We start from the raw sequence: 13,300 nt of genomic DNA, 5'->3' as shown, positions 1-13,300 counted from the left end.
AGTCACGCCTGGAATGGATGACCCGGGTTACTTGGGCGAGCTGCCGGAGCCTTCGGAAGCGGCGATGGAGCCCTTCACGTTGCCGAACAGCTGCATCACCCGGGTGACGTTGTTGTAGTTCATGCCGCTGGCATTCATCACCGACATGCCGCGCTGAAGTTTAACCGGCTTTTCGGTCTCGATCACATCGTCGTTGACCAGCACCTTAAAATGCTCGGAATCTGCCTGCATCTGCGGATCGCCATTGCCGGCGGCGCGCAGAATCCGCGCATTGCCGTACAGATCGACCACCGAGGCATCGCCGTTCACCTTGCCGGTGTCGCCGGTGGCGGTGACGATCGGCTTGCCGGGCTGAAACGCGCGCATGGCCGGCTTGACGAGGTCGCTCAGTTCGTCGTCTTCGTAGTGAATCAGCGATTGAGCGGTCAGACGGTACTGTGTGGAACCCGATTGATCGAGTTCGGAAACCGAGAAGTTGTCCGCGAAATAGTCGGGCGTGTGCTCTTTCGGGCGCACCACGCCTTCGTTCTGTCGCGGCAGGGTGGCCTGCAGCAGCCACCAGGTAATGCCGGCCAGCGCCGCCATGGCGACGAGCGGAATCAGCGAGGTCAGGCGAAACTGATTCATCCGACCAGGCCTCGCTGCTCGCCGCTGCACGCGGCCGCGAGCAGTGCATCGTACTTGTTCTGCGCGCGCAGCAGCGTGTCCACGACTTCGCGTGCCGCGCCGTGACCGCCGCGGGCTTCGCTCACCCAATGGGCGCGCGCGATCACTTCAGGATGCGAATTGGCCGGCGCCGCCGCGAAGCCGACCTTCAGCATCACGCCGAGATCGACCCAGTCGTCGCCCATGTAGCCGCATTCGTCCGCGCTGAAGCCGGTTTGCTGCAGGAGATCGGCAAACGCCTTCGGTTTGTCCTGCACGCCCTGGTAGACGTGGCTGATGTTCAGTTCCTTCACGCGCGCCGCGACGATGCCCGACTTGCGCCCGGTGATGATGGCGGTCTCGATGCCGGCTTCGCGCAGCAGCTTCATGCCGTGGCCGTCCATGGAGTTGAACGCCTTCATCGTGTCGCCTTCCGCCGTGAACAGCAGGCCGCCGTCGGTCAGCACGCCGTCGACGTCGAAAATCATCAGCTTCACGCGGCTTGCGCGTTCGGTGGCGGTCAGGGAGACGGAAGACATCAGATCACCTTCTTCGAGAACAGGTCGTGCATGTTGAGTGCGCCGATCAGCTTGCCTGCTTCGTCGACGACCAGCATCTGATTGATGCGGTGGCGCTCCATGAGTTCCACGGCTTCGACCGCGAGTTGGTCCGGACCGATGGTGCGCGGACCGGCGGTCATGACCGAGGCGATCGGCAGATTGCGGAAATCGCCGTCGCGTTCTAGCACGCGACGCAGGTCGCCGTCGGTGAAAATGCCGGTGACGCGATCTTCGCGATCGACGATCGCCGTCATACCCATGCGCTTGGCGGTCAACTGGAACAGGGCATCGCGCACCGTGGCTTCGGGCGTGACCTTCGGGACTTCGTCGCCGGTACGCATGACGTCGCGCACATAAGTAAGCAGACGCCGGCCGAGTGCGCCGCCCGGATGCGAACGCGCGAAGTCGTCGCGGCCGAAACCGCGTGCGTCGAGCACCGCGACCGCGAGCGCGTCGCCGAGCGCGAGCGCGGCGGTGGTGCTGGCGGTGGGGGCGAGATTCATCGGGCAGGCTTCTTTCGATACGCCGGAATTCAGATGCACGTCGGCCAGTTGTGCGAGACTCGATGACGGACGTCCCGTCATGGCGATCAGCTTCGCGCCCAATCGTTTGATGAGCGGCAGGATCGCCACGAGTTCTTCGGTTTCACCGGAATTCGACAGTGCGAGGAACACGTCGTCGGACGTGACCATGCCGAGATCGCCATGACTGGCTTCCGCAGGGTGAACGAAGAACGCCGGGGTGCCGGTGCTGGCGAGCGTGGCCGCCAGCTTGCGAGCCACGTGGCCGGATTTGCCGATGCCGGAAACGACGACTCGCCCACGGCAACCCAGGATGAAATCGACCGCCCCGACGAATCCATCGTCGAGTTGATCGCGAAGCGCGCGCACGGCGTCCGCTTCGATGTCGAGCACGTCACGAGCGAGCGCGAGTGCCCGGTCGCCATTGATTTTCGCTATCATTCGCGGAGTATAGCAAAGGCGCCTGTTCGCCGCGCCGGGCCTGCTGTGCCGAGCCGCTGCGTTTGACGCTGCCCTTGACGGCCTTTCCACCCGGCCCCTCAACCTTGTCGCACGGCGCTTTGCGGTGCGCGGTTCCGCTGACGAACGAGGACGCTTGACCCATGCGCTTTTGCCGATGATTTCCCCGCTCGAAATGACGCTATTCCTGCTGCTGGCATCAGTGGCAGGCGTCGTGCTGTTTCGCTTTCTGAATCTTCCACCGATGCTCGGCTACCTCACGGTGGGCATCGTCGTCGGTCCGCATGCGTTCGGTCTGATTCCCGATTCGGCCGGCGCGCAGAACCTCGCCGAGTTCGGCGTGGTGTTCCTGATGTTCTCGATCGGGCTGGAGTTCTCGCTATCCAAGTTGCGCTCGATGCGCCGGCTCGTGTTCGGCCTCGGGCTTCTGCAGGTGATCGGCACGATCGCGGTCGCGGTCACGCTCGGCTTCGTGCTGGAGCACTGGGTTCACATCACGTGGCAGGCAAGTGTGGCGCTCGGCGGCGCGCTCGCCATGTCGTCGACGGCGATCGTCAGCAAGATGCTCGCGGAGCGCCTCGAAATCGAAACCGAGCACGGTCGCAATATCTTCGGCGTGCTGCTGTTCCAGGATCTGGCTGTGGTGCCGCTGCTGATCGTGATCGCGGCGCTGGGCGGCGATTCGAAAGACCTCGTGAGCGCGCTCGGCGTAGCCGCGATCAAGATCGTGGTGGCGTTGGCGCTGCTGCTGATCGTCGGGCAGCGCTTCATGACGCGCTGGTTCAACGTAGTCGCGCGGCGCCGTTCGCAGGAACTGTTCATCCTCAACCTGCTGCTGGTGACGCTCGGCGCCGCCTTCATCACGGACAAATTCGGCCTCTCGCTCGCGCTCGGCGCGTTCATCGCCGGTATGTTGATTGCCGAGACGCCGTACCGGCATCAGGTGGAAGAAGACATCAAGCCGTTCCGCGACGTGCTGCTGGGGCTGTTCTTCATCACCACCGGCATGCTGCTGAATCCGCGCGTGATCTGGGAGCATCCGTTTCTCGTGCTCGGTTTCCTGATCGGTCCGATCCTGCTGAAAGCGGTGATGGTTACGGGCCTGTCGCGCCTTTTCGGCGCATCGCCGGGCGTCGCGATGCGCACCGGCATCGGTCTCGCGCAGGCCGGCGAATTCGGTTTCGTGCTGCTGAACCTGATTCTGGACAAACATCTGGTCGACGCGACCTTGCTGCAGGCGATTCTCGCCGCCATGCTGCTGTCGATGCTGGCCGCGCCGTTCATGATTCAGAACGCGGATCGCATCGTGTTGCGCCTGTCGTCGACTGAATGGATGATGCAGTCCTTGCAGATGACGCGGATCGCCACGCAAAGCCTGAAGCAGAGCGGTCACGTGATCATCTGCGGCTACGGCCGGGCCGGGCAGAATCTGGCGCGGATGCTGGAGCACGAAGGCCTGTCGTACGTCGCGCTCGACCTCGATCCCGATCGCGTGCAGGCCGCCGCCGCGGCGGGCGAGTCGGTCGTATTCGGCGACGCCGGACGGCGCGAGTCGTTGCTGGCCGCCGGGATTCATCGCGCCGCGGCAATCGCCATCACCTATGCGAACACGCCCTCGGCATTGCGCGTGCTGCACAACATCCACGAACTCGAACCCACCTTGCCGGTGATCGTGCGGACGGTGGACGACGCCGATCTGGAGAAACTGCTGGCCGCCGGCGCGACCGAAGTGATTCCGGAGATCGTCGAGGGCAGCCTGATGCTGGCGTCGCACACGCTGGTGGTGATGGGCGTGCCGATGCGACGCGTGGTGCGGCGGGTCGAGGAAATGCGCGACGAGCGTTACGCGCTGCTGCGCGGTTATTTCCACGGCGCCGACGACAACGACGACGATGACGGTCACGAACAGGTGCGGCTACAATCGGTGCCGGTCGACGGAAATTCGGACGCCGTGGGCCGGACATTGGCGGAACTGGGTCTGTTCGAGATCGGCGTCGAAGTGACGGCCATTCGCCGGCACGGCATTCGCGGCGTCGAGCCGGACCCGTCCACGAAACTGCGGGCGAGCGACATCGTCGTGCTGCGCGGCCTGCCCGAGCAACTCGCCGAAGCCGAAGAGCGGCTTTCGAAACACCGCCGCGCGGGCGCAGCCGCGGCATAAGGGCAGCGCCGGGCGCGACCGGGCAACCGGCGGCTTGCCAAACCGGCGCGCGGCGCCACGCGTGAGCCGAAGCGCGGCAAGACTTGCCGCCCGGCTTCATTCAGAATTTCATCGGACCGTCGAGGTCCATCCGGAGTCACCATGTCTTTCGCGCTCTCGAGCGCGCCGCGCGATGCGGCCGACTACATCAAAAGCCACATCCGTACGGTGCCCGACTGGCCGCAACCCGGCGTGCAGTTTCGCGACATCACGCCGCTGCTGCAGGAGCCCAAATCGCTGCGCGTGCTGATCGATCTGTTCGTGCAGCGCTATATCGACGCGAAGCTCGACTACATTGCCGGGCTCGACGCGCGCGGCTTCATCATCGGGCCGATTCTCGCGTACGAGCTAAACCTCGGTTTCATTCCGATCCGCAAGCAGGGCAAGCTGCCCTATAAGCGGGTCGCACAGTCGTACGAGCTCGAGTACGGCACGGCAACGGTCGAGATTCACGAAGACGCCTGCAAGCCCGGCGACCGCATCCTGATCGTCGACGATCTGATCGCCACCGGCGGCACGATGATGGCGGGCAAGATGCTGATCGAGCGGCTCGGCGGCGTGGTGGTCGAGGGCGCGGCGATCGTCGATCTGCCTGAACTCGGCGGTTCGCAGTTGTTGCGCAACGCCGGCCTGCCGCTCTATACGGTCACGAGTTTCGAAGGACATTGAGCAACGCGGCTCACGCGCTCAAACCGCCCGCCGCCCGCTTCGCATTCACGTTGAGGTAAGCACGATGCCGAACTTCCTGCTGTTTCTCGCCACCTCGATCGCCATCACCATGGCGCCCGGCCCCGACAATCTGCAAGTCCTTGCGCGCGGCATTTCGCAAGGCCGCGCGGCGGGACTGGTCGCCGCACTCGGCTTCGCGGCGGGCATCACGTTTCACACGACGCTGGCCGCGCTCGGCGTAGCGGCGTTGCTGCGCTCGTCGCCGGTCGCGTTCGAGGCGATCAAACTCGCGGGCGCCGCGTACCTGGTGTGGATCGGCATCAAGTCGCTGCGCAGTCGGGGACTCGCCACCGCGCATGAGCGCGCGCCGCAACCGTTGATGGCCGTGTTCCGGCAAAGCGTGCTCGGCAATCTGCTGAATCCCAAGGTCACGCTGTTTTTCGTCGTGTTCCTGCCGCAGTTCGTGAAGCCGAACGGAACGCAGAGCGTCACGCTGCAGATGTTCGAACTCGGCGTGCTCTTCATGTTGCAAACGGTCGTGGTGTTCTCGCTGTTCGGCGTGTGTGCCGGGATGATCGGCGGCTGGCTCAAGCGCCGTCCGCGTGTCGGCGTGTGGCTCGATCGCGTGGCCGGTGCGACGTTCATCGCCATCGGCATACGTGTGGCGCTGCGCGATTGAAGATAAAGAAGAACAGTTGGAGTTTCAGATGACTTTGCCTTGCATCACCGCCGCGCGCCGTTTCGACGTTCACGCTCATCTGCCGCTCTGGATCGACGCCGAACAGGTCGGCTGGATTCGCTCGACCGACGTGGCCCTGCTCGCGCGCTGGCCCGATGTGTTCGAGATCGACAACGCTCGCGTCACGCTGGCTGCCTCATTCAACACGGTCGATCTGCGCAGCGCGGCGCTCGGTTCGGTGATCGGCGCGCTGGCCGCCGAAGGACGCATTCCGGGCTGGCGCAACGAAACCTACGCGATCCGCAATGCGTTCGATGCGCCGCCGCTTGCGTATATCGAACGGGCGGCCTCGCGCTTCTTCGGCACGATGACGTACGCGGTGCATTTGAACGGCGTCGTAGAATACGCAGACGGCGCGCCGCAACTCTGGATCGCGCGCCGCAGCGACACCAAGGCGACCGATCCCGGCATGCTCGACAATGTCGTGGCAGGCGGGATAGGCTGGGGCTTCGGCGTCGAGGCGACGATCGTCAAGGAATGTTGGGAAGAAGCCGGCATTCCTGAAGAGATTGCCTCTCGTGCCGTGGCGGGCCGCACCGCGCATGTGCTGCAGTCGTTGCCGGAAGGCACGCAGGCCGAGCAGATTTTTATCTACGATCTCGCGTTGCCGGCCGATTTCGCGCCACGCAATCAGGACGGCGAAGTGGGCGAACACCGCCTCGCGCGTATCGAAGAAGTGGCGCGCTGGATCGAAGAAGACGCAATGACGGTAGACGCGAGTCTCGCCACGCTGGATTGCCTGCTGCGCCGCCGCTGGATCGACGAAGAGTCGTGCGCGGGCATCGAGGCGCTGTTTGTGCCGCCCGTGCCACCCGTCCTGGCTTGATCGCGATGCAGCCGCGGGCTGAATCGAACTGAACCGAACACACCACGTATTGAAGAAGGGAGTCACCCAGGTCATGTCGACCGATCACAGCTTTATCCTCAAACTGTCGTGCGCCGACCGGCCCGGCATCGTCCATGCGGTTTCGGGCTTTCTGTTCGAACGTGGCAGCAATATTCTCGACTCCGCGCAATTCGGCGACAGCCGCACCGGCGAGTTCTTCATGCGCGTGCACTTTCAGCAAGTGGGCGGCGACCCCGGTCTGGATGCGTTGCGGACGTCTTTTGCCGCGCTGGCCGAGCAGTTCGGTATGAGCTGGGAGTTGCACGACGCGTCGGTGAAGCCGCGTGTGGTCATCATGGTGTCGAAGATCGGCCATTGCCTGAACGATCTGCTGTTCCGCTATCGCACCGGTCAGCTGAACATCGAGATCGCGGCGATCATCTCGAATCACAAGGAGTTCTATCAGCTCGCCGCGAGCTACGACATTCCGTTCCATCACTTCCCGCTGCTGGGCGGCACGCCCGAAGCGAAGGCTGCGCAGGAAGCGCGCGTGCTCGAAGTGATCGACGAACATCGGGCGGATCTCGTGGTGCTCGCGCGCTACATGCAGATTCTCTCGCCGAAGCTTTGCGAAGCGCTCGCCGGCCGCGCGATCAATATTCACCATTCGTTCCTGCCGAGCTTCAAGGGTGCGAAGCCTTACTATCAGGCCTTCGATCGTGGCGTGAAGCTGATCGGCGCAACGGCGCACTACGTGACGACGGACCTCGACGAAGGTCCGATCATCGAGCAGGAAGTGGAGCGCGTGGACCACAGCATGACGCCGGAACAACTCACGGCAATCGGCCGCGACGTCGAATGCGTGACGCTGGCGCGCGCGGTGAAGTGGCACGTCGAGCATCGCGTGGTGCTCAACGGCAGCAAGACAGTGGTGTTTCGCTAAAAGTCGTACCGGGCGTTGGGACGGCGCGGGCTTGTTGAGTCGCGCCGCTCGCAGCCCGGAAATGCGCGGCTCTGTTCAGGAACGTGCCGCCGAGCGGCCGGTGTCCCGCGCCAGATTCGCGTTGTGCGCCGAACGTCGGCGCGCATTCAGCTTCTTCAGCCAGATCAGCAGTCCCGTTGCGCTCAGCACGGCGACGGCGATCCCTACCGCGCTGATCAAGATCCGCCCGCCAAGACCGAGAATGCGTCCGGAGTGCAGCGGGAATTGCACCTGCATGAAGATGTCGGCGGCGCTGCCCCGGCCGGGTATCGATGCACCGAGCGGTTTGCCGGTCGCTGCGTCCCAATACATCCACGGATTGCCGAGTCCGATGTCGCCGTGATCGTTGCCCGTGGCGTAGAAACCGACGCCGTAGGCGTGCAGGAATTCCGCGTAGTAGATGCCGCCGGGCGGCACTTTCACGTTCTTCGCTTTGCCCGCGGCCTCCGCCAGTTCAACGATGCGCTCGCGACTCAGTACGGTGTCGCCCGGTTGCGGCGCGCGCAGAAGTTCGGGATTGTTGAACGGGTCCGGCGTGAATTTCGAAAACAGCGACACCACCGGACGCACGACGGGCCCCGACAGGTTCATCGAGATCGACGTCAGCGCCACGATCATCAGCAGACCCCAGATCCACACGCCGCCCGAGCGGTGCAGGTCGAAGGTGAGTGCGTAGCCGCCGCGCCGCACGCGAAACGCGAACGACTTGCGCCACGCCTTGAAGCTGGGAAACGACAGCCACAGCGCGATCATGCTGTCGAACAGCCAGATGATGCCGACGATACCCATCAGCCACGTGCCGGTGTCGAATCCGCCCATGAACGGCAGTTGCAGCGTGTAGTGCAGCTTGTAGATGAAGGGAATCAGGTTGAGCGGCGCGAGCGAGACGGCGCCCCATTCGCGGCGGCCTTGAATATCGCCCGTGGCCGGATCGACGGCGATCTGGGTGAAGTCGAGCGCATAGGGTTGCTTCGTGGCGGGGTTGGTGCGCGGAAGCACCATCATTTGCAGCGTGTGACCGGGCTCGGTGGCGAGCGGCAGATACGTCACCTGAAGCCGCGGATCGGCGGCTTCGACGCGGCGTGCCAGTTCCAGACCCGAGAGCGCCGGGGCGTCGGTGCGGGCCTTGAAGAAGCCGGGATTGAGCAGGGCGTCGAGTTCATGATCCCACGCGATCACCGCGCCCGTCAGACCGGCGACGAACAGAAACAAGGCGGTAGCAACCCCGAACCAGCGGTGCAGGCGGACGAACTGCTGTCTCATGCGCGAGCCGGCAGGGCAAAAAGGGCGGACGGATTGAGCATCGCAGAAAGAGAACTTGCAAATGGGAATTGTTCTCATCTTATGAGATTCGGCCCCTGTACTGCAAGTCTCTTGTAAATTTGGCGGTCGTCTGCCGCGTCGGGCGTGTGCAGCCAGAAATCGAAGCTCGAACAAAAAACGGCACCGAAGTGCCGTTTTTTTGTTCCGCGATGAACGCGCCGCCGTTACACCAGCCGCAAGTAGATCAGTTCGCGCTTGATGTACGCGTAAAAGATCGGCGCGGCGACTACGCCCGGAATGCCGAACGCGGCTTCCATGACGAGCATGGCGATCAGCAGTTCCCACGCGCGCGCCTCGATCTGACCGCCGACGATGCGCGCGTTCAGGAAGTATTCGAGCTTGTGGATCAGGATCAGGAAGATCAGCGACATGATCGCGGCCGGAAAGCTGACCGAGAGCGCCACCGCGACGATGATCGTGTTCGAAATCAGATTGCCGATCACCGGCAGCAAACCGACGATGAACGTGACCAGCACCAGCGTCTTGGAGAGCGGCAGCGTGTCGTGAAAGATCGGCAGCACCACCAGCAGGAAGATGCCGGTGAACACCGCGTTGATCGCCGAGATCTTGACCTGGGCGAACACGATGCGGCGGAAGGCGTCGGCGAAACGTGTCACGCGCGTGACAAACGCCGTGGATAGCGGCAGCCGTTGCATATGCTTCTGCGCGCCCACCGCGATGATCGCGCCGATGATCATGCCGATCAGGATATGCGTGAATGCGCGCGCCACCGTCTTGCCGCTTTGCTGAAGCATGTTGGCGTGCGTCTGCATCAGCTCGGCCGCTTTCGACTTCATCTGCTCGGTGTCGACCGGCAGATAGGCGGCGATGAACTGCGGAATGCGGCCGCGCGCCTGGTCGATGAGCTGCATGGCCTGGTCGAGCAGCTTCTGCACGCTCGGCACGTCGTTTTCGAAATGCTCGATGATGCCGAGCGTGAGCCCGGTGAGCGCGCCGACGATCACGACCGACAGGATCACCACGGCCAGCCAGCGCGCGCGCTTGCTCGACATGTGCTTCTCGATGCGCGGCGCGATGGTATGCACCAGCTGGTACACCAGCAGACCGGCGAGCAGCGCGCCGAGCAACTTCAGCTCGATCACCGCCCACATGCCCAGCAGCGTGACGATGTAGCTGCCGATCTCCACTGCCGACAGTTTCGGCAGACTCATGTCGCTAGTCAGCCTGACCGGGCGTGGGCGTAGGTCCTGCACTTGCCCGTCGTCGCGCGCCTGATTCCGCTTGGCCATGGCTTATCCCGTCTCCCACCCGTGTTGTGCAGCGTTACTTTTTACTGGCGGCGCGCTTCAATAAAGGCGCCAGGTACTTACCGGTAAAACTTGCCTTCGACTTCGCGACTTCTTCCGGCGTGCCTTGCGCGATGATCTGACCGCCGCCCGCACCGCCTTCCGGGCCGAGATCGATCACCCAATCCGCAGTCTTAATTACATCGAGATTATGCTCGATGATCACGACGGTATTACCCTGGTCGCGTAAACGGTGGATGACTTCCAGCAGCAGGGCGATATCGTGAAAGTGCAGCCCGGTCGTCGGTTCGTCGAGGATGTATAACGTGCGACCCGTATCGCGCTTGCTCAGTTCCAACGATAGTTTGACGCGCTGCGCCTCGCCGCCCGACAGCGTAGTGGCAGACTGACCCAGGCGGATATAGCCCAGACCCACGTCCAGCAAGGTTCTCAGCTTGCGCGCGACGACCGGCACCGGCTTGAAGAACTCGTGCGCCGCTTCCACCGTCATGTCGAGCACTTCGCTGATGTTTTTGCCTTTGTACTGCACGTCCAGCGTTTCGCGGTTGTAGCGCTTGCCGTGGCAAACGTCGCAAGGAACGTAGACGTCCGGCAAAAAGTGCATCTCCACTTTCAGCACGCCGTCGCCCTGGCAGGATTCGCAGCGTCCGCCCTTCACGTTGAAGGAGAAGCGGCCCGCTTCGTAGCCGCGTTCCTTGGCGGCCGGCACGCCGGCGAACAGTTCGCGGATCGGCGTGAAGAGACCGGTGTAGGTGGCCGGATTCGAACGCGGCGTGCGGCCGATCGGCGACTGGTCGACGTTGATGACCTTGTCGAAGTGCTCCAGGCCTTCGATCGATTCATACGGCGCCGGCTCGGTGGCCGAGCCGTACAGGTGATGCGCGACCGCGTGATACAGCGTGTCGTTGATCAGCGTGGACTTGCCCGAGCCGGACACGCCGGTCACGCAAGTCAGCAGACCGACCGGCAGATCGAGCGACACGTGCCGCAGATTGTTGCCGTACGCCTCCACGATGCGCAGGCGTTTTTCGTCCGGCGCCTTGCGCTCGTCCGGAAACTCGATGTTGCGCGCGCCGGACATGTACTGACCCGTCATGGACGCCGCGTTCGCCTGCACCTCGGTCGGCGTGCCTTCGGCGATCACCATGCCGCCGTGTTCGCCGGCGCCCGGTCCCATGTCGACCACGTAGTCGGCCATGCGGATCATGTCTTCGTCGTGTTCGACCACGATCACGGAATTGCCGAGGTCGCGCAAATGCTTGAGCGTGGCGATCAGCCGGTCGTTGTCGCGCTGATGCAGACCGATGGACGGCTCGTCGAGCACGTACATCACGCCGGTGAGGCCCGAGCCGATTTGCGACGCCAGACGGATACGCTGTGCTTCGCCGCCCGAAAGCGTTTCCGCGCTGCGCTCCAGCGACAGGTAATCCAGTCCGACGTTATTCAGGAACATCAGGCGCGCGACGATTTCCTTGACCACCTTGTCGGCGATCTCACGCTTGGAGCCTTCCAGACGCAGCGTCTGGAAATAGCCGAGCGCGTCGCGCAGCGGCCAGCCGCTGATTTCGTAGATGCCGCGAGCGTCGCTGTCCGCGCCGATGCGCACGAAGCGCGCTTCGCGGCGCAGACGCGTGCCGGCGCAATGCGGGCACGGCTGGTTGTTCTGATACTTGGCGAGTTCTTCGCGTACGGCGGTCGAATCCGTCTCGCGATAACGACGCTCCAGATTCGGGATGATCCCTTCGAAAACATGCTCGCGCACCGATGTGCGGCCGCGCTCGTTGATGTACGAAAAGGGGATTTCCTGCTTGCCCGAGCCGAACAGCAGGATTTTGCGGACCTTTTCCGGCAGGTCTTCGACGGCGGTGTCGATATCGAATTCGTAGAACGCCGCGAGGCTCTGCAGCATCTGGAAGTAGAACTGGTTCCGACGGTCCCAACCCTTTACCGCGCCGGCCGCCAGCGACAGCGACGGATGCGCGACCACCCGCTTCGGATCGAAGAACGTGATCTGGCCGAGGCCGTCGCACTCCGGACACGCGCCCATCGGGTTGTTGAACGAGAACAGACGCGGTTCCAGTTCCTGCAGCGAATACGAGCAGATCGGGCAGGCGAACTTCGAGCTGAACAGGTGTTCGCGGTCGGTGTCCATTTCCAGCGCGATCGCGCGGCCGTCGGCGAGACGCAAGGCCGTTTCGAACGATTCGGCCAGCCGCTGCTTCATATCGCCGCGGACCTTGAGCCGGTCGACCACGACGTCGATGGTGTGCTTGTCGTTCTTTTTGAGCTTCGGCAGCGAGTCGACTTCGTAGATTTTCGCCACGCCTTCATTCGCGGTGCCGCCGCCCGAGCGAACCCGGAAGCGGATAAAACCTTGCGCCTGCATTTCCTCGAACAGCTCGACGTGCTCGCCCTTACGGTTGGCGACCACGGGCGCGAGGATCATCAGCTTCGTTTCTTCCGGCAGCGCGAGCGCCGCGTCGACCATCTGCGAAACGCTTTGCGCTTCCAGCGGAATTTCGTGGTCCGGGCAGTACGGCGTGCCGACCCGCGCGAACAGCAGACGCAGATAGTCGTGGATTTCCGTGACGGTGCCGACCGTGGAGCGCGGATTGTGCGACGTTGCCTTCTGTTCGATCGAGATGGCCGGCGACAGGCCTTCGATCAGATCGACGTCCGGCTTCTCCATCAATTGCAGGAATTGACGGGCGTAAGCAGAGAGACTTTCGACGTAGCGGCGCTGTCCTTCCGCGTAGAGCGTGTCGAACGCGAGCGACGATTTACCCGAGCCGGAAAGGCCCGTAATCACGACGAGCTTGTGGCGGGGGAGGTCGAGATTGACGTTCTTCAGGTTGTGGGTGCGAGCCCCACGAATACGGATTTGTTCCACGCGTTATTCCATCACTTGACCATTGGCTGGCGGAAAGAGGAAGCGGCTAAACCTGCTACTATAACGACTTTTCGAGACCGCCGTTACGGCTTCCTGACGGCCCGAACAGGCGCGAGAGCAGGCTGTAAGGCAGCGGTCCAGCGCCGCGGGGGAAGAGGTCTAACTGGGGCCGTTCTCCGCAAGTACAAGGCGCCGCAACGCTCGTGGCGAGCGTGCAG

General features: G+C 63.4%; 11 protein-coding genes. 5 read left to right on the top strand and 6 right to left on the bottom strand.

Annotation, left to right across the window (positions count from 1 at the left end):
• Nucleotides 1-27: 27 nt before the first annotated feature.
• Genes lptC through kdsD form a run of 3 tightly spaced genes read right to left on the bottom strand, consistent with a single transcriptional unit; the run spans nt 28 to nt 2,167 of the window.
• Nucleotides 28-627: an LPS export ABC transporter periplasmic protein LptC gene (lptC, locus tag P3T18_RS08750; protein ID WP_429299523.1), complete on the bottom strand. Its 600-nt coding sequence runs from the start codon at nt 625-627 to the stop codon at nt 28-30.
• On the bottom strand, nt 624-1,184 hold the full coding sequence (locus tag P3T18_RS08745; RefSeq protein WP_429299522.1) for a KdsC family phosphatase: 561 nt from the start codon (nt 1,182-1,184) through the stop codon (nt 624-626). The genes lptC and P3T18_RS08745 overlap by 4 nt, the downstream gene beginning before the upstream one ends.
• Nucleotides 1,184-2,167: an arabinose 5-phosphate isomerase KdsD gene (kdsD, locus tag P3T18_RS08740; RefSeq protein WP_429299521.1), complete on the bottom strand. Its 984-nt coding sequence runs from the start codon at nt 2,165-2,167 to the stop codon at nt 1,184-1,186. The genes P3T18_RS08745 and kdsD overlap by 1 nt, the downstream gene beginning before the upstream one ends.
• A gap of 175 nt (nt 2,168-2,342) precedes the next feature.
• Between kdsD and P3T18_RS08735 the strand changes: the two genes are divergently transcribed.
• The 5 genes from P3T18_RS08735 to purU all read left to right on the top strand — a co-directional run bounded on the left by P3T18_RS08735 (nt 2,343) and on the right by purU (nt 7,562).
• Nucleotides 2,343-4,346, top strand: coding sequence for a cation:proton antiporter (locus P3T18_RS08735; RefSeq protein ID WP_429300073.1), 2,004 nt, complete (start codon nt 2,343-2,345; stop codon nt 4,344-4,346).
• 141 nt (nt 4,347-4,487) lie between these two features.
• A complete protein-coding gene (locus P3T18_RS08730) occupies nt 4,488-5,054 on the top strand; it encodes an adenine phosphoribosyltransferase (protein WP_429299520.1) in 567 nt (188 codons plus the stop codon).
• A 64-nt stretch (nt 5,055-5,118) separates the two neighbouring features.
• Nucleotides 5,119-5,733, top strand: a complete 615-nt coding sequence (locus tag P3T18_RS08725; protein WP_429299519.1) for a LysE family translocator — start codon at nt 5,119-5,121, stop codon at nt 5,731-5,733.
• Between the two features lie 28 nt (nt 5,734-5,761).
• Entirely contained in the window at nt 5,762-6,619 is an 858-nt protein-coding gene (locus P3T18_RS08720) for an NUDIX hydrolase (protein ID WP_429299518.1), read from the top strand.
• 73 nt (nt 6,620-6,692) lie between these two features.
• Nucleotides 6,693-7,562 (top strand): formyltetrahydrofolate deformylase, encoded by an 870-nt coding sequence (gene purU, locus P3T18_RS08715; RefSeq protein ID WP_429299517.1) that lies wholly within the window; start codon nt 6,693-6,695, stop codon nt 7,560-7,562.
• A 75-nt stretch (nt 7,563-7,637) separates the two neighbouring features.
• Here purU and P3T18_RS08710 read toward each other — a convergent pair whose 3' ends face one another.
• The 3 genes from P3T18_RS08710 to uvrA all read right to left on the bottom strand — a co-directional run bounded on the left by P3T18_RS08710 (nt 7,638) and on the right by uvrA (nt 13,082).
• A complete protein-coding gene (locus tag P3T18_RS08710; RefSeq protein ID WP_429299516.1) occupies nt 7,638-8,864 on the bottom strand; it encodes a PepSY-associated TM helix domain-containing protein in 1,227 nt (408 codons plus the stop codon).
• 224 nt (nt 8,865-9,088) lie between these two features.
• The gene (locus P3T18_RS08705; RefSeq protein WP_429299515.1) at nt 9,089-10,174 is read right to left on the bottom strand and encodes an AI-2E family transporter; all 1,086 of its coding nucleotides are present in this window, start codon (nt 10,172-10,174) and stop codon (nt 9,089-9,091) included.
• A gap of 34 nt (nt 10,175-10,208) precedes the next feature.
• On the bottom strand, nt 10,209-13,082 hold the full coding sequence (uvrA, locus tag P3T18_RS08700; RefSeq protein WP_429299514.1) for an excinuclease ABC subunit UvrA: 2,874 nt from the start codon (nt 13,080-13,082) through the stop codon (nt 10,209-10,211).
• Nucleotides 13,083-13,300: the final 218 nt, after the last annotated feature.

The organism is Paraburkholderia sp. GAS199 (assembly GCF_050436585.1).
GTDB lineage: Bacteria > Pseudomonadota > Gammaproteobacteria > Burkholderiales > Burkholderiaceae > Paraburkholderia.
Note: the sequence above shows the minus strand (reverse complement) of the source record. Positions and strands in the feature narration are given on the sequence as shown.